The organism is Streptomyces sp. NPDC001668, from assembly GCF_042893155.1.
GTDB lineage: Bacteria > Actinomycetota > Actinomycetes > Streptomycetales > Streptomycetaceae > Streptomyces.
On record NZ_JBIAUQ010000008.1, the window covers coordinates 170,748 to 190,909 of the forward strand.

Consider the following 20,162-nt stretch of genomic DNA (forward strand, 5'->3'; position numbering starts at 1 on the left):
CACGGCACGGGCCGCGACCTGCCCCGGCGAGCCCCGTCGCGCTAAGGTCTGGCGACAAGGACGTTACTGATCGGTAAGGGGAATCGGCCATGCAGCTCGGGATCAACCTCGGCTACTGGGGCGCCGGAATGGACGCGGACAATCTCGCCGTCGCCCAGGAGGCCGACCGGCTCGGATACGCCGTCTGCTGGGCCGCCGAGGCCTACGGCTCGGACGCGGCCACCGTGCTCACCTGGGTCGCCGCCCAGACCGAGCGCATCGACGTGGGCTCGGCCATCTTCCAGATCCCGGCCCGCCAGCCGGCGATGACCGCGATGACCGCGGCGACCCTCGACTCCCTCTCCGGCGGCCGCTTCCGCCTCGGCCTCGGGGTCTCGGGCCCGCAGGTCTCCGAGGGCTGGTACGGCGTCAAGTTCGACAAGCCGCTGGCACGCACGCGTGAGTACGTCGAGATCGTGCGCAAGGCCATGTCGCGCGAGCGCCTGTCCTACGAGGGACAGCACTGGACGCTGCCCCTGCCCGGCGGCCCCGGCAAGCCGATCAAGCTGACGGTGCACCCCGAGCGCGAGCACATCCCGCTGTACATCGCCGCGATCGGCCCGAAGAACCTGGAGCAGACCGGCGAGATCGCCGACGGCGCCCTGCTGATCTTCCCCTCCGCCGAGCACCTGGAGGACACCGCGATCCGGCATCTGCGCGCCGGACGCGAGAAGGCGGGCAAGACCCTCGACGGGTTCGACATCGCCCCGACCGTCCCCCTCGTCCTCGGTGAGGACAAGGACGTCAGCACGCTCGCCGACATCTTCCGCCCCTACACCGCGCTCTATGTGGGCGGTATGGGCAGCCGCAAGCAGAACTTCTACAACCAGCTCGCCCAGCGCATGGGCTTCGAGGCGGCGGCCGCCGAGATCCAGGACAAGTACCTGGCCGGCGACAAGGAGGGCGCCGCGGCCGCCATCCCGCACGACCTGATCGACAAGACGACGCTGCTCGGCTCCGTGGACCGCATCGCGGACCGCATGAGGGAGTACGCGGCGGCCGGCGTCACCACCCTCACCCTGGCCCCCGCCGGCTTCACCCTCGACGAGCGCCTCGCCTCCCTCCGGGCCGGCACGGAGGCCCTGGAGCGCGCGGGCCTCGCCTGACCGCTCTCGGAGAAGCTCTACGGCCGTGGTGGGGGCTCGGGGGTCCTCCCCGCCACGGCCGTCACATGACTCAACGCGCCCGCGCCCGCGCGGTTACGCCCCCGTAGTGACCCCGGTGGTCCTCCTTTTGGCGGAGTTGTCCGACACAGCTGTTGCAGCACCCCTCTTGCCGCATTTGACTCGTTCTTTGCGGATGGCCGCGGAGTCCGGCAGAGAGGTGCCCCACGATGCTTTCGGCCAAGAGCCTGTTCCAGGAGATCCTCGACCACGACGAGTCCTTCCGGCTGTTCTGCTCCATCGCCGCCAGCGGGGAGTCGCAGGGCGGCTGGGAGAACGCCCGGATCGCCGCGCTCGTGCCGCCGGACGAGCGCGCACTCGCCCCCAAGATCGCCCGGCACGGCGCCGACGAGGACAAGCACGGGCGGATCTTCCACGCCCTGATGAGGAAGCGCGGCCTCGAACCGGTCCCCGTACCTCCGGACACGGACTACACGATGCTCCTGGAGCGGCACGGCATCGGTCTCGCCCACGACAAGCTCAGGAGCGACGAGCCGCTGACCGTGCACGACATCGTCACCTACCTCGCCCACAGCCGGGTCACCGAGCAGCGGGCCTCCGAGCAGATGGAACTGCTGCGCAGGCATTTCGCCGACCACCCCGATCTCGGCCGTGCGGTGCGGATGATCTCGGGCGACGAGGACAACCACCTCGCCTACTGCCACGAGGAACTGCTGCGCTTCGCCCACGCCGGGCACGGCCGCGCGATCCAGCGCACCCTCAGGGAGTGCGCGCTGGCCGAGATCCGCGTCTACCGGGACGTCAGCCTCGCGGTGATGGCTCACATGGGGCGCATCCTGGGCTGGTCCCGGGCCAAGTCCGCCGCCCTCGCCGCGGGCATCCACGGTGTCTACGCCTACGAACGCGCCGCGGGCTGGCGCCGCATGGTCTCCCTGAGGCCGCCGGAGCGCCGCAACGCCCTCGGCGGACCCGCCACCTCCGCCCCCGAGTTCGCCTGAGCGCCCGCTACAGCCAGCCCCGCCGCTTGAACGTCCGGTACAGCAGCACTTCCAGCACGGCCATCAACGCGATCACCGCCGGGTACGCCCACACCCAGTGCAGCTCGGGCATGTGCTCGAAGTTCATGCCGTAGATCCCCGCGATCATCGTGGGGATCGCGGCCATGGCCGCCCACGCGGAGATCTTCCGCATGTCGTCGTTCTGCCGGACGCTCATCTGCGCGAGATGCGCCGACAGCACGTCCGACACCAGCCGGTCCAGGCCCTCCACCGACTCGTTCACGCGCGCGAGATGGTCGTTGACGTCCCGGAAGAAGGGCCGCGCCCTGTCGTTCACGAACGGCACCGTCCCGCCGTACGCCCCCACGCCCGCGAGCCGGGTCAGCGGCATCGAGAGCGGGACGGTGGCCCGGCGGAACTCCAGGATCTGCCGCTTGAAGGTGTAGATCCGCGACGCGGTGTTCCGGGAACCCCCGCCGTCCGGCGAGAACACCTCCGCCTCCAGCTCCTCCAGGTCGGTCCCGAGCTCCGTCGCCACCTCCAGGTAGTGGTCCACGACGGCGTCCGCCACCGCGTACAGCACCGCGGTGGGCCCCTTGCCGAGCAGCTTCGGCTCGTGCTCCAGGCGGTCGCGCACGGCCTTCAGCGGCGACCCCACACCATGACGGACCGTCACCACGAACCCGTCGCCGAGGAACAGCATCACCTCGCCCGTGGACACGGTGTCGCTCTCCGGCTCGTACACCACCGGCTTGAGGACCACGAACAGCGAGTCGTCGTAGACCTCCAGCTTGGGCCGCTGATGCGCCTTGAGGGCGTCCTCCACCGCCAGCGGATGGAGTCCGAACTCCTTGGTGACCAGCTCGAACTCGTTCTCCGACGGCTCGTGCAGACCGATCCACACGAACCCGCCCGCCGACCGCGCCTGGTCCAGCGCGTCGGACAGGTCCTCGGGCCCCTCGGTCCGGTGCCCCTCCCGGTATATGGCACAGTCGACGATCACGGAGCGTGTTCTCCCGTCGCTCGCAAGACATTGCATTCCGGCGTACGCCTACCCTTGCCGCATGCCCACGTTGATCCTTGTCAGACACGGACGGTCCACCGCGAACACCGAAGGGCTGCTCGCCGGGTGGACGCCCGGGGTCGCCCTGGACGAGCGCGGCACCGCCCAGGCCGCCTCGCTGCCCGGACGGCTCGAAGGGGTGCCGATCTCCGAGGTCGTCGCCAGCCCCCTCCAGCGCTGCCAGGAGACGATCCAGCCGCTGCTCGACGCCCGGCCCGGTCTCCCCGTGCACAGCGACGAGCGCATCGGCGAGTGCCATTACGGCGACTGGTCCGGCCGCAAGCTCGCCGAGCTCATGGACGAGCCGCTCATGGAGGTCGTCCAGGCCCACCCCTCGGCGGCCGCGTTCCCGGGCGGCGAGTCCATGCGGGCGATGCAGACACGCGCGGCGGAGGCCGTACGCGAGTGGAACGCGCGCGTGGAGCGCGATCACGGCGCCGACGCCGTCTACCTGATGTGCTCGCACGGCGACATCATCAAGTCGCTCGTCGCCGACGCCCTCGGACTTCACCTCGACCTCTTCCAGAGGATCTCCGTCGAACCGTGTTCCGTCACCGTCATCCGCTACACCCGGCTGAGGCCGTTCCTCGTCCGCCTCGGCGACACCGGTGACTTCGCCTCCCTGGTGCCCCGCGAGGAGGCCGCGGGCGGCGACGCCCCGGTCGGTGGTGGTGCGGGCGCACCGTGATCGTCGGGCGCAGTAGGGTGAAGCGGTTCACTCACGCGCGTTCGCACATGGACGTTCCCGTCGTTCCCGTACTCACGAATCCAATGGAGACAGGACGTGTCCCGTCAGGTGTTCCTCTATGACCCGCCGGACCGCTTCGTGGCCGGCACGGTCGGACTGCCCGGGCGCCGTACGTTCTTCCTCCAGGCCACGGCCGGCCCCCGAGTGACCAGCGTGGCCCTGGAGAAGACGCAGGTGGCCGCCCTCGCCGAGCGGATGGACGAGCTGTTGGACGAGGTCGTGCGCCGCAGCGGCGGCAGCGCCTCCGTACCGGCCGTGCCGCCCACCGACGTCGCCGACACCGCGCCCCTCGACACCCCCATCGAGGAGGAGTTCCGGGTCGGCACCATGGCGCTCGCCTGGGACGGCGAGGAGCAGCGCATGATCGTCGAGGCGCAGGCCCTCGTGGAGCTGGAGGCCGAGTCCGAGGAGGACCTCGCCGAGGCCGAGGAGAAGCTCCTCCAGGACGAGGAGAACGGACCCCCGATGCTGCGGGTCCGGCTCACCGGCGCGCAGGCCAGAGCCTTCGCCAAGCGCGCCCTGGACGTCGTCAACGCGGGGCGGCCGCCGTGCCCGCTGTGCAGCCTCCCGCTCGACCCGGAAGGACACGTATGTCCGCGCCAGAACGGATACCGCCGCGGAGCGTGACCACGGCAGAGCTGCTCGCCCGGGGTGAGCTGACGGTACGCGGGCAGATCCGGGACGCCTCCAACGCGGTGCTGCACTGCTCCGTCGCGTACGAGGGCCAGGAGGCCTTCTGCGTCTACAAGCCGGTCCGCGGCGAGAGACCGCTGTGGGACTTCCCGGACGGCACCCTCGCCCAGCGCGAGGTCGCCGCGTACGAGGTGTCCGAGGCGACCGGCTGGGGCCTGGTGCCGACCACCGTGCTGCGGGACGGGCCCTTCGGCGAGGGCATGTGCCAGCTGTGGATCGAGGGCGTGCCGGGCAGCGAACTGCTCGCCCTGGTCGACGCCGAGGAGCCCGAGCCGGGCTGGAAGGCCATCGGCTTCGCCGAGGTCGGCGAGGGCAGGACCGCTCTGCTGGTGCACGCCGACGACGAGCGGCTGCGCAGGCTCGCCGTCCTCGACGCGGTGATCAACAACGCGGACCGCAAGGGCGGTCATCTGCTGCCCGCCGACGGCGGCCGCCTGTACGGCATCGACCACGGAGTGACCTTCAACACCGAGAACAAGCTGCGCACCCTGCTGTGGGGCTGGGCGGGTGAGCCTTTGACCGGGGAGGCGGTCGACGTCCTGAAGGGTCTCAAGGAGGCGCTCTCGGGCGCGCTGGGCACCCGGTTGACCGCCCTGATCACCCCCGCCGAACTCGACGCCACGCGCGCGCGTGTCGACGCCCTGCTGGACTCCGGGAAGCACCCCGAACCGAGCGGCGAGTGGCCGGCCATTCCCTGGCCGCCCGTTTAGCGGGACACTGCACACCGTGCCGTACCGCGCAAGAAGGCCGAACCGGCCATCCGGCCCGGTCCGGTTCGTATACGGAACATCCGTCCGGTTAGGCTCATGACATGCATGCCTGGCCCGCTTCCGAGGTCCCCGCCCTGCCTGGTCAGGGCCGCGACCTGAGGATCCACGACACCGCGACCGGCGGTCTGGTCTCCCTCGACCCCGGTCCCGTCGCCCGTCTCTACGTCTGCGGCATCACGCCGTACGACGCCACCCACATGGGGCACGCGGCGACCTACAACGCGTTCGACCTCGTGCAGCGCGTGTGGCTCGACACGAAGCGTCAGGTTCACTACGTCCAGAACGTCACCGACATCGACGACCCGCTCCTGGAGCGCGCCGAGCGGGACAGCGTCGACTGGGCCGCCCTCGCCGAGAAGGAGACGGCCCTCTTCCGCGAGGACATGACCGCCCTCAGGATGCTGCCGCCGCAGCACTACATCGGCGCGGTCGAGGCGATACCCGGGATCGTGCCGCTCGTCGAGCGGCTGCGCGACGCGGGTGCCGCGTACGAGCTCGAAGGGGACGTCTACTTCTCCGTCGAGTCCGACCCGAACTTCGGCAGGGTCTCGAACCTCGACGCGGCCGCCATGCGGCTGCTGTCCGCCGAGCGCGGCGGCGACCCGGACCGCCCGGGCAAGAAGAACCCCCTCGACCCGATGCTGTGGATGGCCGCCCGCGAGGGCGAGCCCAGCTGGGACGGCGCCTCGCTGGGCCGGGGACGCCCCGGCTGGCACATCGAGTGCGTCGCCATCGCCCTCGACCACCTCGGCATGACCTTCGACGTCCAGGGCGGCGGCTCCGACCTCGCCTTCCCGCACCACGAGATGGGCGCCTCCCACGCCCAGGTGCTGACCGGCGAGTTCCCCATGGCCAAGGCGTACGTCCACGCCGGCATGGTCGCCCTCGACGGCGAGAAGATGTCCAAGTCCAAGGGCAACCTGGTCTTCGTGTCGCAGCTGCGGCGCGAGGGCGTCGACCCCGCCGCCATCCGGCTCGCGCTGCTCGCCCACCACTACCGGGCCGACTGGGAGTGGACCGACCAGGTCCTCCAGGACGCCGTGGACCGCCTCGGCCGCTGGCGTGCCGCCGTCTCCCGGCCCGACGGCCCCTCCGCCGAGGCGCTCGTCGAGGAGATCCGCGCGGCCCTCTCCAACGACCTGGACGCACCCGCCGCGCTGGACGCCGTGGACCGCTGGGCCGCCGAACAGGAGGAGCGGGGCGGTACCGACATCGGGGCGCCCGGTGTGGTGACGCGCGCGGTGGACGCGCTGCTCGGCGTGGCCCTGTAGAGGGACGTGATGAAGGGGCGTTTCCTCCGCGCGGAGGAAACGCCCCTTCGCCCTTTCTTCTTCGAGCTACTTTCAGCCGTCCGTCAGATCCGCTGGATCCGTACGCTGCGCAGGACGTTCGGGGACTGGATGTCCCAGACGCCGACCACCTGGTGACCGAAGGCGAACGCCTCCTGGATCTGCTGGTGGATCTGCGGGCCCGGGTTGTTCAGGACCCGGAACTGGCCGTTGATCCGCAGGAAGACCTGCTGGGGCTGGCCCTGGAGCGGGTGCACGATGTCGATGAAGCCGTTCGCCACACCCGAGGCGAGGGCCTGCGCCTGCACCTGCTGGATGATCTGCTGGACCACCTGCTGCGCGAGCTGCGTCAGCTCCTGCTGCACCTGGCGCTCCTGCTGCTGCGCCTGCTGGTCCTGCTGCTGCGACTGACCGAAGGGCTGCTGCTCTTGCTGCTGGCCGCCCATCTGCTGACCGCCCAGCTGCTGCAATAGCTGCTGGAACGGCTGCTGCCGGCCGAGCTGCTGGAGCTGCTCCATGGAGCCCGCGCCCGTGCCGAAGCCCTGCTGTCCGAAGCCCTGCTGCTGGTAGGGCGAGGTCGTCGGGAACTGCTGGCCCTGTTGCTGTCCCTGCTGGCCCATCTGCGGGGTGATGCTCATACGGGTGTCACCTTCCCTTTGATGTGACGGGACTTGCCGTACCGGAACGTCAGCCGGCGATCACCAGGCCGACGATCTCGTCGTCCGAGAACCACACCCGGACGTCGGGCCGTCCGCCCGCGAAGGCGGCGTGCACCGCCTGCCGGATGTCGGGGGACGGGTGGTTGAGGTTGCGCCAGGCGCCGGCCACGAACAGCCTGAGGCGCGGCGGGAGTTCACGGGGATAGGGCAGGAGTTCGTCCCAGTACCGCTCGGCCCGGCCCGAGCCGACCGCGTCCGGCAGCAGCCGGCTGACCGCGGCCTTGATGTCGGGCCTGCTGCCGATCCGCTGCGAGGCGGGCCGGCCCGGGGCGTCCTGCTGCGGGGAGCCCGTGGCGCGCAGCACCGTACGGGCGTGTTCCGGGGACATCGGCGGCCGCCCTGCGGCCTTGAGCATGCCCTGGAGGGCCGCGAGCGCGCCGACCACCACCGGGGAGGCGGAGGAGGTCCCGGAGAACGTGTCCGTGTACCAGGCGATCTCCTCGGGCCCGCCCTGGAGGTCGCCGGGCCTGTCCCAGAAGCCGCCGGTGGTCGTGACCTCGCGTCCCCAGCCCTGCGCGTCCACGCGCGCGCCGTAGTTGGAGAAGGCGAGGCGCGAGCGGTCCGGGCCGTGGTCGCGGCCGTGGGTGCCGGGCGGCGGGGCGCCCGCGCCGACCAGGACGGCGCCCGAGGACTGGTTGGAGGGGTTGAACGGGTTGCGCCACCACTGCGGGAACTCGTCGGGGCGGCGCTCGTAGACGGCGTCGTCGAGGGACTCGCCGCCGTTGCCCGCGGCCGCCACGACCAGGACGCCCCTGGCGGTCGCGTAGCGCACGGCCGCGTAGTCGTCCGGCCACCACTCGATCGCGATGTACCCCTTCTGGTCGTCGCGCATCTCGTGGTCCAATCGCGGCCCCGGGCGCTGCAGTCCGACCAGCACGATGTCACCCGGGCCCAGCCGGTCGGCCGCCGCCTGGATCGCGGCCGCCGTGCCGATGCCCTGGAAGGACGCGGCAGCGGTCACCGCCTCCGGCACGATCCCGGTCACCCCGTGCTCGCCCGGGTCGCCGCCGATGACGCCGATCACGGCGGTGCCGTGGTTGCGCCAGGCCAGGTCGGTCAGCGGGGTGCCGACGACCACACCGGCGAGCTTGGCGGCCAGGTCCTCGTGGCCCAGCTGCCAGGCGCCCTCGACGTCGATCACGGTCACCCCCTGACCCGTCCCGCCGGGACGCTGCCAGGCCCAGTGGGCGTCGATCCCTTCCGGGGCGGGGCGCAGATAGCCCTGCCGGCCGGTGAAGTCGGGGGTGACCGGCGCGCCTTCCTTCAGCCGGCGGTCGTCGTCCACCGTCGCGGGCACGGCGGGCGGTTTGACGTACGCCGTGTCGATGCCCGGCAACGCGGCGATCCGGGCCCGCAGTTCCGCCGCCCGGTCCGCTCCGCCGCGCACCCGGTAGAAGCGCGCGAGAGCGGGCACGCCTTCGTCGATGTGCTGCTGGACGCGCTCCTCGCTGCCGAACAGCGGCTCCAGAGCCAGCTGTTCGTCGCTGAGGAACATGTTGAGGGCCGACACGTCGGCGCCGGCCGCCGAGCGGACGCCCTCCGCCCCGGCACGCAGCCGGGCCTCGGGGCGCGCGACGACGATCAGTTCCTCTTCGGCTCCCCGGTAGGTGAATCCCGCTCCGTCGGGGCCCGGCCCGGAGGCTCCCGGGCCCTGTGGCGGCTGTACCTGCTCGGTCATCGGGTACTGCTCCCTTCGGTCCGTGCGGGTGCTGCGGGTGCCTTCCGGGGGACAACCAAGCACCACAACGGCGGCCCGTCCAGCCCGCGTTCGCCAACTCGGTTTGAAAACAAGTTGAATTGGGTAACGGGTGCAATCCGTCCGGAAACCGATGTCACGCCGCATTCCGGCCAAAGGCTGTGGGGGCAACGGTCATGTGATGGGGTGGGAGCGTCGCTTGAATGTTCGGCCGGCTGTGCGCCGGCCCCCTGGCGGAAGGACGCACCGTGGCACCCCCAGACCGTTCCTTCGCACGTCGCACACTCCTGACCACGACCGCCGCGCTGACCGGGGCGACCCTGCTCGGCGGCACCGCGCACGCGGCCGGAACCCGGCACGCCGCGTGGCCCGCGCAGTTCCCCCTGCCCGACGGCTTCCAGCCCGAGGGCATCGCCATCGGCTCCCAGCCAGATGCCTGGTTCGGCTCGCTCGCCAACGGCGACATCTACCGGGCGAGCCTGGCCACCGGCCGCGGCGGGATCGTCGCGAAGGGCTCCGGGCGACCGACCGTGGGCCTGAAGATCGACCGGCACGGCCGCAGACTCTTCCTCGCCGGCGGCGCCAGCGGCGAGATCCGGACCGTCGACGCCCGCTCCGGTGAGACGGAGCAGGTGTACGCCACCGGCGGCACCTTCGTGAACGACGTGATCCTCACCCCGGGCGCCGCCTGGTTCACCGACTCCTTCAAGCCGGTGCTGTACAAGCTGGCCAAGGGCGCGGTGGAGACCGTACCGCTGACCGGGGACTGGCAGCAGGGACCCGACTTCACGGCCAACGGCATCGAGCGCACACCCGACGGCCGCGCCCTGCTCGTGGTGAACGGCTTCGCGAACGGCGGCGGCCTCATGCGGGTCGACCCGCGCACCGGCGCCGCCCGCGCGGTCGACCTCGGCGGGGCGAAACTCCCCAACGGCGACGGCCTGTTGCTGCTCGGCCGGATCCTCTACGCCGTCCAGCAGCGGCAGAACGCGATCGACGTGTTCCGGCTGAACGACTCCGGCACCCGGGGCACCGCGATCACCCGGATCACCGACCCGCGCTTCCGCATCCCGACGACGGTCGCCGCCTGGGGGAAGCGGCTCTACCTGCCCAACGCGCGCTTCGACGTGGAGCCGACGCCCACCACCGACTACGACGCGGTGGCGGTGCACCAGGTCTGAACGAGCGGTGGGGGCGGTGCGCGCACCGCCCCCACCGGCTCACTCCTCCGACGAGGCGTCCCCGTCCTCCGGCTCCGTGCCGGTGTCCGGCTTCGGCGGCTTGGGAGGCTTCGTACGACCGCCCGGGCCGTCCCGCAGATAGGCCGAACTGTCACTGCCGTCGGCGGTCGCGTGACCGCCCGGCTGACCCGGCTGGCCGCCGTCCCGGCGCCGCAGATACCGCTCGAACTCCCGGGCGATCGCCTCGCCCGAGGCCTCCGGCAGCTCCGCGGTGTCCCGGGCCTCCTCCAGCGTCTGGACGTACTCCGCGACCTCGCTGTCCTCGGCGGCCAGCTGGTCCACGCCCACCTGCCACGCGCGCGCGTCCTCGGCCAGCTCGCCCAGCGGGATCCGCACGTCGATCAGGTCCTCCAGACGGTTCAGGAGGGCCAGCGTCGCCTTCGGGTTCGGCGGCTGCGACACGTAGTGCGGTACGGCCGCCCACAGCGACACCGCGGGCACGCCCGCGTGGGTGCAGGCCTCCTGGAGGATGCCGACGATGCCCGTGGGGCCCTCGTACTTGGTCTCCTCCAGGTCCATCCGCCGGGCCAGGTCCGCGTCGGACGTGGTCCCGCTGATCGGCACCGGTCGGGTGTGCGGGGTGTCGCCGAGCAGCGCGCCCAGGATCACCACCAGCTCCACGCCCAGTTCGTGGGCGAAGCCCAGCAGCTCGTTGCAGAACGAGCGCCATCGCATCGACGGTTCGATACCTCGGACGAGTACGAGATCGCGCGGCTTGTCACCGCCGACGCGGACCACCGACAACCTTGTCGTCGGCCACGTGATCTTGCGCACTCCGCCGTCCAGCCACACCGTGGGACGGTTCACCTGGAAGTCGTAGTAGTCCTCGGCGTCGAGCGCCGCGAACACCTCGCCCTTCCACTCCTTGTCCAGATGCGCGACCGCGGTGGAGGCGGCGTCGCCGGCGTCGTTCCAGCCCTCGAACGCGGCCACCATGACCGGGTCGATCAGCTCGGGAACCCCCTCGAGCTCGATCACCCAGCGCCTCCTTCCGACGTGCCCTCGCTTAACGCACCAACCTTACGGCGTCCGGCGGGGGCGCCCGCAGCCCCCTTGCACGGGGGAGTGAACGGATCACTGCCCCGTTCGCCACCCCGGAACACCCCCCGTTCCGGTGCGGCCCGGGCGGCTTCGCGCAGGGTTCTCACAGCGTGGACCGCAGCCACTGCTCCACGCTCGCGATGTGCACGGTCGCCCACGAGCGGGCCGCCTCGCCGTCCCGGTCGCGCAGGGCCGCCAGGATCGCGCGGTGTTCGTGGAGGGTGCGGCTGACCGCGTCCTCCTGGGTCAGGCCCCGCCAGATGCGGGCCCGGGTGGTGGGGCCGGACAGGCCGTCCAGGAGGGAGCAGAGCACGGAGTTGCCGGAGCTCTGCACGATCCCGCGGTGGAAGTCGAGATCGCAGGCGACCAGCTCCTCCACCGAGGGGCTGTCCCCGAGCTTGTCCAACTGGGCGGTCAGCGCGTCCAGCTGCTGCTCGCTGATCCGGGACGCGGCCATCGCCGTGGCGGCCGGTTCCAGGATGCGGCGCACGGCCAGGAACTCGAGGACCGTGTCGTCGCGGTGGAAGTCCACGACGAAGCTCAGCGCCTCCAGCAGGAGTTGCGGATCCAGGCTGGTCACATAGGTGCCGTCGCCCTGTCGCACGTCCAGGATCCGGATCAGCGACAGCGCCCGCACGGCCTCGCGCAGCGAGTTGCGGGACAGCCCGAGCTCGGAGGCGAGCTCGCTCTCCTTGGGGAGCCGGTCGCCGGGGCGCAGCGCGCCGGAGACGATCATGCCCTTGATCTTCTCGATCGCCTCGTCGGTGACAGCCATGTCCCGCCTCCTTCTCGCCCCGCGGTGCGCTGAGACGTCGGATGTATCAGCTCATTATGGAGGCCGGCCGGACGAGCGCCTCCAGATCCGCGATCACCGCCCGCTCGTCGAGTGTGCGCAGCTCACGGTCCCGCATCAGCACCCGCCCGTCCACGACGGTGTCCCGTACGTCCGAGGAGTGCGCCGCGTACGCCAGCGTCGACCAGGGGTCGTGCAGCGGCCGCAGATGCGGGGCGTCCAGGTCGAGCACGATCAGGTCGGCCCGCTTGCCCGCCTCCAGCGACCCCAGGTGCTCCCCGAGCCCCAGCGCCCGCGCTCCCTCGACGGTCGCCATGCGTACGGCCCGTTCGGCGCCGACCGCCGTCGGGTCACCGCCCGTCTTGTGCACGAGCGCCGCCTGCCGTACGGCTCCCAGCACGTCCAGCGAGTTGGAGCTGACGGCCCCGTCCGTGCCGAGCCCGACGGTCACCCCGGCGCTCAGCAGCCGCGGCACCGGCGCGATGCCGCAGCCCAGCTTCAGGTTCGAGACCGGACAGTGGGCCACCGAGGTGCCGGTGCGGGCCAGTGCCGTGATCTCCGGTCCCGTGAGGTCCACGGCGTGGGCGAGCAGCAGGTCGGGGCCGAGGATGCCGAGCGAGTCGAGCAGTTCGACCGGCCGCTTGCCGTACCGCACCTCGACGGTGGCGACCTCGGTGGCGTTCTCCGCCGCGTGGATGTGCAGCAGCGCCCCGAACTCCCGTGCCAGGGCGGCTATTTCGGTGAGCTGGTCGGGGGAGAGGGTGTAGGCGGAGTGCGCGAACACGACGGGACGGCGGCCGTGGCGGGCCGGTCCGCGCGCCTCCAGGTCACGCCGGGCCCACGCGAGCCGCTGCCCGTACTCCAAGCCGTCGGGCGGTTCCGGTACGTCCATGAAGGTGGGGCCCGAATGGAGCCGCCAGCCCGCTTCCCGGGCCGCCTGCTCGGCCGCCTCGTGGAACCAGTACATGTCGAGCGCCGAGGTCACCCCGGCCCGCACGCTCTCGGCGATCGCCAGCCGCACGGCCGCCGTCACGTTCTTCGGCGCGAGCAGTTCGGCCTCGGCGGGCAGCACCCGCTCCAGGAACTGCTGGAGGGTCACGTCGTCCGCGCGTCCCCGCAGAAGAGTCATCGCCAGGTGGGTGTGCGTGTTGACGAGGCCGGGCAGCACGAGGCAGCCGTCCGCGTCGATGGACTCCTGTGCTGTGAACCGTGTACACAGCTCTTCTGCCGGACCGACCGCGACGATCTCGCCCTCGTGGACGGCGACCGCCCCGTTGTGAACCACGCTTCCGGCCTCGTCGACCGTCAGGACGTCACCGCCGTGCACCAACAGGTCGATCGTCACAGCGCGTCCCCCTCCGCGAGCAGCCGCAGTGCCTCCAGGGAGACGACGGCACCTCGCTCGACACCGGCCGCCACGACCTCCCGGTGCGGGTCGTACACGCTGGTGCCCTCGTCGTCGACCAGTTCGTCCGCGTTCGCCCCGTCGACCACGAGCACGCCGCCCGCGACCAGACCGCGCAGCGAGGCGGTCACCAGCAGCGCCGACAGCTCCATCTCGATCGCGGCGAGCCCGGCGCCGTCGTAGGAGAAGAGGGGGATGAGGCCGGGCTGGAAGGCCGCCCGGGTCCACACGATGCCCCGGTGGTGCGGGGCGCCGGTCTCACGGGCCGCACGCTGGAGCGCCAGGACCGCCTCGGGCGCCGAGACCGCCGGGTACTCGGGCGGCAGCAACTGCTGGGTCACCCCGTCGTCCCGTACGGCCGCCTCCGCGATGACGAGATCGCCGTCGCCGATCCCGGGCTTCATCGCGCCGGCCGTACCGAACCGCAGGATCGTGCGGACCCCCGCGTCCGCCAGCTCCTGGAACAGCAGGATCGCTCCCGGACCGCCCACCCCGTGCGAGGCGACCGTGACCGGCACGCCCTTCCAACTCCCGCTGAACACGCGGTACTCGCGGTGGTACGACACCTCCTCGGCACCGTCGAGGAGGCCGGCGACGGCGGCCGCGCGGGCCGGGTCACCGACCACGACGGCGTGGGCCGGGAGGCCGGTGCGGGGTATGCGGGTGACGGGCAGCAGGTCCTGGCTCATGAGGCGGCTCCGGAGGCGGAAGGGGTACGGCGACGGCGGCGGGCCGTCGTGAGGAAGAGGGCGGCGAGCGTGACGACGTAGGGCGCGGCGTCGGTCGCCTGCTGGGGCAGGCCGAGGCCCTGGAGGCGGAAGCCGGCCGCCTCGGCGAGACCGAACAGCAGCGCGGCGAGCAGCACTCCGACGGGGGCGGCCCGGCCCAGCATGACCGCGACGACCGCGATCCAGCCGCGGCCCGCCGTCATGTTCTCGGTGAACAAGGTGACGTTGCCGAGGGCGAGTTGGGCCCCGGCGAGCCCGCAGAGGACTCCGGAGACCAGGATGGCCGCGTACTTGTACTTCGCCGGGCTCACCCCCAGCGTCGCCGCCGCGTCCGGGGCCTCGCCCACCCCGCGCAGCCTGAGCCCCCACACATGCCGTGAGAGCAGGACCGCGGCCACGGCGACCGCCGCCCACGACAGATAGGTGAGCGGCGTGAAGCCACCGACCAACGGCAGCCCGGCCAGTGACGGATCGTCAAAAGTGCCCTGCACACCGAAGACCGTACGCAACAGGAAGCCGGTCAGACCGACCGCCAGGAGATTCATGGCCACGCCCAGCACGACCGCGTCCCCGCGCAGGGTCACCGCGCCCACGGCCAGGATCAGCGAGTACGCGGCCGCCGCGAGGGCGGCGGCCAGCACGCCGAGCCAGGCGCTGCCGGTGAACCAGCTGGTGGCGACCGACGTGAAACAGCCCATCAGCATCATGCCTTCGAGGCCGATGTTGAACACACCCGCCCGTTCGCAGATCGCGCCGCCGAGCGCGGCCAGCAGGATCGGGGTGAGCGCGCGCAGCGCCGACATCAGCAGATCGGAGTCGAGGAACATCACACCGCCTCCTTGCGGCGGTTGAGCCGCCGGCCGGGGAACCACCGTCCGGGGAACCGCAGTCGGGCCGCGAGGAACACGATCACGATGGCCTGGAGCACCTGTGTCAGCTCGCGCGGGACCTCGGTCGTGCGCTCCATGGCGAGGCCGCCGACCTGGAGGACCGCGAAGAAGAACGACGAGATCACCGTGCCGATCGGGGCCGCCGTCGCCAGCAGCGCGGCCGTCAGTCCGGTCCAGGTGTAGCCCGGCGCGGTGAGAGAGCCGTCGACGAAGCGGTAGGGGAAGCTCAACACCCCGATCGCGCCCACGAGTCCGGCGAGCGCCCCGGAGACCGACATCAACCTCAGTGTCAGGCCCCGGCGTTCGACACCGGCGTACGCGGAGAAGCGGGCGTTGAGACCCGTCATGCGGATCTCGTACCCGAAGGCGGTGCGCCGGTCCGTGAACCAGTAGGCGGCCGCGGCGAGGACGACGAGCAGCAGGCCGACCGTGACCGTCGAGTCGCCGAACGCGGGCAGCGCCACCCCGTCGGGCAGCACCCGGGTCTGCGGGAGGCTGGAGCCGGGCTCCTTGAGCGGGTAACGGGCCAGGTAGGAGGCGAGCGAGACCGCCGGATAGCTCAGCAGCAGGCTGCTGACCAGCAGCGGGACGCCGAGACGGTTCTCGCACAGGGCGGCCAGTGCGGCGTACCCGGCGCCGGCCGCCATGCCCGCGAGGAGGGCCAGGAGGACGGTCAGGGGCGCGGGCAGCGGCGCGTACAGGCCGGTGACGGCCGCGGTGATCCCGCCGAGCACCATCTGACCGTCGCCGCCGAGGTTGATCAGCCCGGCCCGCAGCGGGATCGCCAGCGCCAGTGCCATGCCGAGCACGCTGGTGCCGGTGGACAGGGTGGAGCCGATGCCGTCCGCGCCGAGCGAGCCGGTCAGGACGGCCTGGTACGCCGTGAGCGGGTCCGCGCCGGTGCCGACGAGGAAGAGCGCGCCGATGAGGACGCCCGCGAGCACGGAGAAGGTGACGGGGGAGCGCAGGGCTCGTTGGATGCGTTCTTGGTTCATGTCAGTCGGCGGTTTCCACTCGTTCGCTCGTACCGCCCGCCATCGCGAGCCCCAGCGTCCGTTCGTCCGCCTCGGTCTTGTCGTACGTCGCCGTGATCCGGCCCTCGTACATCACCAGGACCCGGTCCGCGAGCCCCCGGATCTCGCTCAGCTCGGCGGAGACGAGGAGGACGGCGTGACCGGCGTCGCGGTAGGCGATCAGCTGGTCGTGGATGTTCTGGATCGCTCCGATGTCCACTCCGCGCGTGGGCTGCTCGACGAGCAAGAGCGGGGCTTCGTGGGCGAGTTCGCGGCCGATCAACAGCTTCTGGAGGTTGCCGCCCGAGAGCGCCGAGGCGGTCACCTCGGGCGTGGACGCCTTGATGCCGAAGCGCTCGATGAGCCGCCGCGCGTGCGCCCGGACGGACGCCGGCGGCAGCAGGCCGCGGTGCGACAGGGACGTACGGTGGTGTCCCATCGCGAGGTTGTCGGCCACGGACGCGGCCGGGGCCGTACCGACCGCGTGCCGGTCCTCGGGGACGTACGCCAGGCCCTTCAGGCGCCGTTCGGTGGCGGAGGCGTGCGTGATGTCCTGCCCCTTCAGTGTCACGTGGCCCGCCGTGAGCTGCCGCAGCCCGGCCAGGGCCTGGACCAGCTCGCTCTGTCCGTTGCCCGCGACGCCCGCGATACCGACGATCTCGCCCGCGCGGACGGCGAGCGTGATGTCGTGCACGGCGTCGGTGGACAGGCCTGTCGCGTCGAGCACCACCTCACCGGGGGTGCCCGGGGCATGGACGCGGTCCAGCGCGACCGCGCGGCCCGTCATCGCGGCGGCGATCTCGTCGGCGGAGGTCTCGGCGGTGACCAGACGGGCCACGACCCGGCCGTCCCGCAGGACGGTGACGTTGTCGCTGCCCTGCAACACCTCGCGCAGCTTGTGCGTGACCAGGATGACCGTACGGCCCTGCGCGGCCAGCGACTTGAGGACCGCGAACAGGGCGTCGGCCTCGTCGGGGGTGAGAACCGCCGTCGGCTCGTCGAGGATCAGGGTCCGGGCGCCGCGGTGCAGCAGCTTCAGGATCTCGACGCGCTGGCGCAGGCCCACGGGCAGGTCGCCGACGCGGGCGTCCGGGTCGACGGCCAGACCGTGCCGCTCGGCGAGCTCCCGCACCCGGCGACGGGCGGCGGCCCGGTCCACCAGGCCGAAGCGGCGCGGCTCGGCGGCGTAGACGACGTTCTCGGCGACCGTCAGCGAGTCGAAGAGCTTGAAACTCTGGTGGACCATGCCGAGCCCGGCGGCCATGGCCTCGGACGGGCTGCCGAAACCGGAGGTGACGGTCCGCCCGTCGATACGGATCGTCCCGGCATCCGGGCGTTCCATGCCGTAGAGGACCGACATGAGGGTGGACTTCCCGGCGCCGTTCTCCCCCATGAGGGCGTGGATCTCGCCGGGGCGGACGGTCAGGTCGACGCGGTCGTTGGCGAGTGTTCCGGGGAACCGCTTGGTGATCCCCCGGAGTTCGACCGCGGCCGGGGGCTCAGCTCGCGGCGGGGTCATCGACCGTCAGCTTCCCCGCGACGATCTGGTCGCGCAGTTCCTTCACCTTGGCGAGGACGTCCTTGTGGTCGGCGATCACGCACTTCGAGGAGTCCACGCCCGTCTCCAGGCCGGTGAGGCTGATACCGCCCTCCTTGAGGCCGTACGACACGGTCGTGCCGGTCGTGCCGGCCAGGACCGACTCGATGCCCTTCCGCACGGCGACGTCGGTGCGCTTGATCACGTTGTCGACGACCGTGCCGGGCGCCGAGGGGCACTGGTTGACGTCGACGCCGTACGCGAAGGCGCCCTTGGCCTTCGCAGCCTCGAAGACGCCGTAGTTGCCGGCCGCCGCGGCCGCCATGATCTGGTCGTAGCCCTGGGAGAGCAGGGTGCTCGCCTGCTCCTTGGCGCGGGCCGAGTCGTCGAAGGGGGACTGACCGCCGACGAACCGGGTGCCCGTGGCGGTCTTCGGCGCGACCTTCTTGGCACCGGCCGCGAACGGGTCGCTGTAGCGGCGGAACTGGGGCGTGTCGAGGACGTCGACCGCGCCGACCTTCCCGGACTTGCTGAGCAGGCCCGCCTCCGCGCCCGCGAGGTAGACACCCTCGTGCTCGCGGAAGACCGCGCAACTGACGTTCTTGTACGTCTTCGTCGTGCACGCGTCGATGATCAGGAACCGCTGCTGGGGGTTCTTCTGCGCCTGCTGCGCCACGAGGTCGGCGAACTCGAAGCCGACCAGCACGATGACGTCCGGCTTGGCGTCGACCGCGGCCTGCACGTTCTGCTGCTGGGAGGCGGTGTCCGTGGACTCGTAGACCTTCTGCGTGCCGTCGTGCTGCTTCGCCGCGTCCTTGACGCCGGTGACAGCGAGCTTCAGGAACTCGTTCTGCCCCACGGCGTCCGGCGTGACCAGGGTGAACGACGGGCCGCTGCCCCCGCTCGCGCCGCCGGCGGCGTCGTTCTTGGCGGCGGCGTTGCAGGCCGTCGCGGCGGTGACCAGGAGCGCGGTGACGGCGGCGGCCTGGAGGGTACGGCGGTTTCTGCGGAACATCGGGGACCTTCCGGGGGTACGGCGAGGACCACGCTCGGCGGTGAGCGGGTGAGGGGAGAGAAGCGCGACGGGCGGTGGAGAAGGCTCAGCGTCGACAGCTGGCGCCGGCACACCGGCCGAAGTCGAGGAAACGGCGCTTGGTCAGCGGCACGGGTGTCCTCCTTCGTCTCGGTCTGCGGACTGGGGTGCTGGACTTTAACACCCGTTTCCAGACAGCCGCTCGACCGTCTCGAACTATGGTTCGCCCAGGTCATGTACGGTGGCGAGACCCACCGGAACATCAGGAGTGTCCCGAAATGCCCCAGGAACTGCGCGCCGTCGAGTGGACCGGATCCGGCCTCGCGCTCATAGACCAGACGCTGCTGCCGCACCGCACCGAGACGGTTGATGTCCGCGATGTGGACACTCTGGTCGACGCGATCCAGCGTCTCGTGGTGCGGGGCGCGCCCGCGATCGGGGCGGCGGGGGGCTACGGCGTCGCGATCGCGCTGCTTCAGGGCGAGCGGGAGGACTGGACCGACGGACAGATCCTCAAGGCCGTCGCCCGTATCCGGGAGGCGCGCCCCACGGCCGTCAACCTCATGGTCTGCGTCGACCGGGTCGCCGCCCGCCTGCCCGAAGGCCTCGACGCGGTCCTCGAGGAGGCCGCCGCGGTCCAGCGCGAGGACGTCGAGGCGAACCGGGCGATGGGCGCCTTCGGAGCCGACTGGCTGCTCGAAAAGGTGGGCCAGGACCGGCCGTTGAGGATCCTGACGCACTGCAACACCGGGGCGCTGGCGACGGCCGGCTGGGGCACGGCCCTCGGCGTCATCCGCGAACTCCACGCGCGCGGACGCCTGGAGGTCGTCTACGCCGACGAGACGCGCCCCCTGCTCCAGGGGTCCCGGCTCACCGCCTGGGAGCTGGTCCAGGAGGGCATCCCGCACTACGTCCAGGCCGACGGGGCCGCGGCCGGCACCATCCTGCGCGGTGAGGTCGACGCGGCGATCGTCGGCGCGGACCGCATCGCGGCGAACGGCGACACGGCCAACAAGGTGGGCACGGTGGGCGTCGCGCTCGCCTGCGCCGACGCGGGCATCCCCTTCCTGGTCGCGGCACCGACCACCACGGTCGACCTCTCGACCAGGACGGGCGACGACATCCACATCGAACTCCGGGGCGAGTCCGAGGTGTTGGAGTGGGCCGGGGTGCGGACGGCTCCGGCACAGTCACGGGGGCACAACCCGGCGTTCGACGTGACACCGGGTCGGTTGGTGACGGGCCTGGTGACCGAGCGGGGCGTGCTGGAGGTCTCGGCGGGCGAACTCCCGGGCGACCGGCTGAAGTAGGAGCTCAAGCGAAAGAGGGGACCCCGGCCAGG

Annotated in this window: 19 protein-coding genes; 8 read left to right on the top strand and 11 right to left on the bottom strand. The window is 71.7% G+C overall.

Annotated elements, in window-relative coordinates; all coding sequences use genetic code 11:
- Positions 1 to 89: 89 nt before the first annotated feature.
- Together ACFYZ8_RS24980 and ACFYZ8_RS24985 are read left to right on the top strand one after the other, a co-directional pair.
- Complete coding sequence (locus ACFYZ8_RS24980) at positions 90 to 1,145, top strand: LLM class F420-dependent oxidoreductase (protein WP_388536128.1); 1,056 nt, start codon at positions 90 to 92, stop codon at positions 1,143 to 1,145.
- Positions 1,146 to 1,372: 227 nt separating this feature from the next.
- On the top strand, positions 1,373 to 2,161 hold the full coding sequence (locus ACFYZ8_RS24985; RefSeq protein WP_359032002.1) for a ferritin-like domain-containing protein: 789 nt from the start codon (positions 1,373 to 1,375) through the stop codon (positions 2,159 to 2,161).
- A gap of 7 nt (positions 2,162 to 2,168) precedes the next feature.
- On the opposite strand, the gene corA is transcribed toward ACFYZ8_RS24985, so the two are convergent.
- Positions 2,169 to 3,164, bottom strand: coding sequence for a magnesium/cobalt transporter CorA (gene corA / locus ACFYZ8_RS24990; RefSeq protein ID WP_359032003.1), 996 nt, complete (start codon positions 3,162 to 3,164; stop codon positions 2,169 to 2,171).
- A gap of 61 nt (positions 3,165 to 3,225) precedes the next feature.
- Between corA and ACFYZ8_RS24995 the strand changes: the two genes are divergently transcribed.
- The 4 genes from ACFYZ8_RS24995 to mshC all read left to right on the top strand — a co-directional run bounded on the left by ACFYZ8_RS24995 (position 3,226) and on the right by mshC (position 6,706).
- Positions 3,226 to 3,912, top strand: coding sequence for a histidine phosphatase family protein (locus ACFYZ8_RS24995; protein ID WP_359032004.1), 687 nt, complete (start codon positions 3,226 to 3,228; stop codon positions 3,910 to 3,912).
- Positions 3,913 to 4,008: 96 nt separating this feature from the next.
- Positions 4,009 to 4,599: a DUF3090 domain-containing protein gene (locus tag ACFYZ8_RS25000; protein WP_359032005.1), complete on the top strand. Its 591-nt coding sequence runs from the start codon at positions 4,009 to 4,011 to the stop codon at positions 4,597 to 4,599.
- Positions 4,563 to 5,375: an SCO1664 family protein gene (locus ACFYZ8_RS25005; protein ID WP_359032006.1), complete on the top strand. Its 813-nt coding sequence runs from the start codon at positions 4,563 to 4,565 to the stop codon at positions 5,373 to 5,375. Before ACFYZ8_RS25000 ends, ACFYZ8_RS25005 begins: the two co-directional genes overlap by 37 nt.
- A 101-nt stretch (positions 5,376 to 5,476) precedes the next feature.
- Positions 5,477 to 6,706, top strand: coding sequence for a cysteine--1-D-myo-inosityl 2-amino-2-deoxy-alpha-D-glucopyranoside ligase (gene mshC / locus ACFYZ8_RS25010; protein WP_359032007.1), 1,230 nt, complete (start codon positions 5,477 to 5,479; stop codon positions 6,704 to 6,706).
- An 83-nt stretch (positions 6,707 to 6,789) separates the two neighbouring features.
- On the opposite strand, the gene ACFYZ8_RS25015 is transcribed toward mshC, so the two are convergent.
- A complete protein-coding gene (locus tag ACFYZ8_RS25015; RefSeq protein ID WP_388536122.1) occupies positions 6,790 to 7,362 on the bottom strand; it encodes a hypothetical protein in 573 nt (190 codons plus the stop codon).
- A gap of 49 nt (positions 7,363 to 7,411) precedes the next feature.
- Complete coding sequence (locus ACFYZ8_RS25020; RefSeq protein ID WP_388536119.1) at positions 7,412 to 9,121, bottom strand: S8 family peptidase; 1,710 nt, start codon at positions 9,119 to 9,121, stop codon at positions 7,412 to 7,414.
- Between the two features lie 266 nt (positions 9,122 to 9,387).
- Between ACFYZ8_RS25020 and ACFYZ8_RS25025 the strand changes: the two genes are divergently transcribed.
- Positions 9,388 to 10,320 carry an SMP-30/gluconolactonase/LRE family protein gene (locus tag ACFYZ8_RS25025; RefSeq protein WP_388536116.1) on the top strand — a complete coding sequence of 311 codons (933 nt, stop codon included), beginning with the start codon at positions 9,388 to 9,390 and terminating at the stop codon, positions 10,318 to 10,320.
- 39 nt (positions 10,321 to 10,359) lie between these two features.
- Here the strand turns inward: ACFYZ8_RS25025 and ACFYZ8_RS25030 are convergent, their stop codons facing one another.
- From ACFYZ8_RS25030 to ACFYZ8_RS25065, 8 genes are all read right to left on the bottom strand, one after another.
- Positions 10,360 to 11,358, bottom strand: coding sequence for a PAC2 family protein (locus tag ACFYZ8_RS25030; RefSeq protein WP_359032011.1), 999 nt, complete (start codon positions 11,356 to 11,358; stop codon positions 10,360 to 10,362).
- A 166-nt stretch (positions 11,359 to 11,524) separates the two neighbouring features.
- Positions 11,525 to 12,196, bottom strand: coding sequence for a FadR/GntR family transcriptional regulator (locus tag ACFYZ8_RS25035; RefSeq protein ID WP_359032012.1), 672 nt, complete (start codon positions 12,194 to 12,196; stop codon positions 11,525 to 11,527).
- Positions 12,197 to 12,242: 46 nt separating this feature from the next.
- Positions 12,243 to 13,559 (bottom strand): amidohydrolase, encoded by a 1,317-nt coding sequence (locus tag ACFYZ8_RS25040; protein ID WP_388536112.1) that lies wholly within the window; start codon positions 13,557 to 13,559, stop codon positions 12,243 to 12,245.
- Positions 13,556 to 14,308, bottom strand: coding sequence for a nucleoside phosphorylase (locus ACFYZ8_RS25045; RefSeq protein ID WP_359032014.1), 753 nt, complete (start codon positions 14,306 to 14,308; stop codon positions 13,556 to 13,558). The genes ACFYZ8_RS25040 and ACFYZ8_RS25045 overlap by 4 nt, the downstream gene beginning before the upstream one ends.
- On the bottom strand, positions 14,305 to 15,174 hold the full coding sequence (locus ACFYZ8_RS25050; protein WP_359032015.1) for an ABC transporter permease: 870 nt from the start codon (positions 15,172 to 15,174) through the stop codon (positions 14,305 to 14,307). Before ACFYZ8_RS25050 ends, ACFYZ8_RS25045 begins: the two co-directional genes overlap by 4 nt.
- Entirely contained in the window at positions 15,174 to 16,232 is a 1,059-nt protein-coding gene (locus tag ACFYZ8_RS25055; protein ID WP_388536109.1) for an ABC transporter permease, read from the bottom strand. The genes ACFYZ8_RS25050 and ACFYZ8_RS25055 overlap by 1 nt, the downstream gene beginning before the upstream one ends.
- 1 nt (position 16,233) lies before the next feature.
- The gene (locus ACFYZ8_RS25060; RefSeq protein WP_388536106.1) at positions 16,234 to 17,769 is read right to left on the bottom strand and encodes an ABC transporter ATP-binding protein; all 1,536 of its coding nucleotides are present in this window, start codon (positions 17,767 to 17,769) and stop codon (positions 16,234 to 16,236) included.
- Positions 17,750 to 18,802 (bottom strand): BMP family ABC transporter substrate-binding protein, encoded by a 1,053-nt coding sequence (locus ACFYZ8_RS25065; protein WP_359032018.1) that lies wholly within the window; start codon positions 18,800 to 18,802, stop codon positions 17,750 to 17,752. The genes ACFYZ8_RS25060 and ACFYZ8_RS25065 overlap by 20 nt, the downstream gene beginning before the upstream one ends.
- 296 nt (positions 18,803 to 19,098) lie before the next feature.
- Here ACFYZ8_RS25065 and mtnA point away from each other — a divergent pair, with 296 nt between their 5' ends.
- Positions 19,099 to 20,130 (top strand): S-methyl-5-thioribose-1-phosphate isomerase, encoded by a 1,032-nt coding sequence (gene mtnA, locus ACFYZ8_RS25070; RefSeq protein WP_388536103.1) that lies wholly within the window; start codon positions 19,099 to 19,101, stop codon positions 20,128 to 20,130.
- Positions 20,131 to 20,162 lie beyond the last annotated feature (32 nt).

Bases quoted from the DNA above. Each gene is read 5' to 3' on its own strand.
- ACFYZ8_RS25065 (WP_359032018.1), bottom strand. From the start codon at position 18,802: ATGTTCCGCAGAAACCGCCGTACCCTCCAGGCCGCCGCCGTCACCGCG.
- ACFYZ8_RS25060 (WP_388536106.1), bottom strand. From the start codon at position 17,769: ATGACCCCGCCGCGAGCTGAGCCCCCGGCCGCGGTCGAACTCCGGGGG.
- mshC (WP_359032007.1), top strand. From the start codon at position 5,477: ATGCATGCCTGGCCCGCTTCCGAGGTCCCCGCCCTGCCTGGTCAGGGC.
- mtnA (WP_388536103.1), top strand. From the start codon at position 19,099: ATGCCCCAGGAACTGCGCGCCGTCGAGTGGACCGGATCCGGCCTCGCG.
- ACFYZ8_RS25055 (WP_388536109.1), bottom strand. From the start codon at position 16,232: ATGAACCAAGAACGCATCCAACGAGCCCTGCGCTCCCCCGTCACCTTC.
- ACFYZ8_RS25035 (WP_359032012.1), bottom strand. From the start codon at position 12,196: ATGGCTGTCACCGACGAGGCGATCGAGAAGATCAAGGGCATGATCGTC.
- ACFYZ8_RS25015 (WP_388536122.1), bottom strand. From the start codon at position 7,362: ATGAGCATCACCCCGCAGATGGGCCAGCAGGGACAGCAACAGGGCCAG.
- ACFYZ8_RS24985 (WP_359032002.1), top strand. From the start codon at position 1,373: ATGCTTTCGGCCAAGAGCCTGTTCCAGGAGATCCTCGACCACGACGAG.
- ACFYZ8_RS25045 (WP_359032014.1), bottom strand. From the start codon at position 14,308: ATGAGCCAGGACCTGCTGCCCGTCACCCGCATACCCCGCACCGGCCTC.
- ACFYZ8_RS25050 (WP_359032015.1), bottom strand. From the start codon at position 15,174: ATGTTCCTCGACTCCGATCTGCTGATGTCGGCGCTGCGCGCGCTCACC.
- ACFYZ8_RS24995 (WP_359032004.1), top strand. From the start codon at position 3,226: ATGCCCACGTTGATCCTTGTCAGACACGGACGGTCCACCGCGAACACC.
- ACFYZ8_RS24980 (WP_388536128.1), top strand. From the start codon at position 90: ATGCAGCTCGGGATCAACCTCGGCTACTGGGGCGCCGGAATGGACGCG.
- ACFYZ8_RS25020 (WP_388536119.1), bottom strand. From the start codon at position 9,121: ATGACCGAGCAGGTACAGCCGCCACAGGGCCCGGGAGCCTCCGGGCCG.
- ACFYZ8_RS25005 (WP_359032006.1), top strand. From the start codon at position 4,563: ATGTCCGCGCCAGAACGGATACCGCCGCGGAGCGTGACCACGGCAGAG.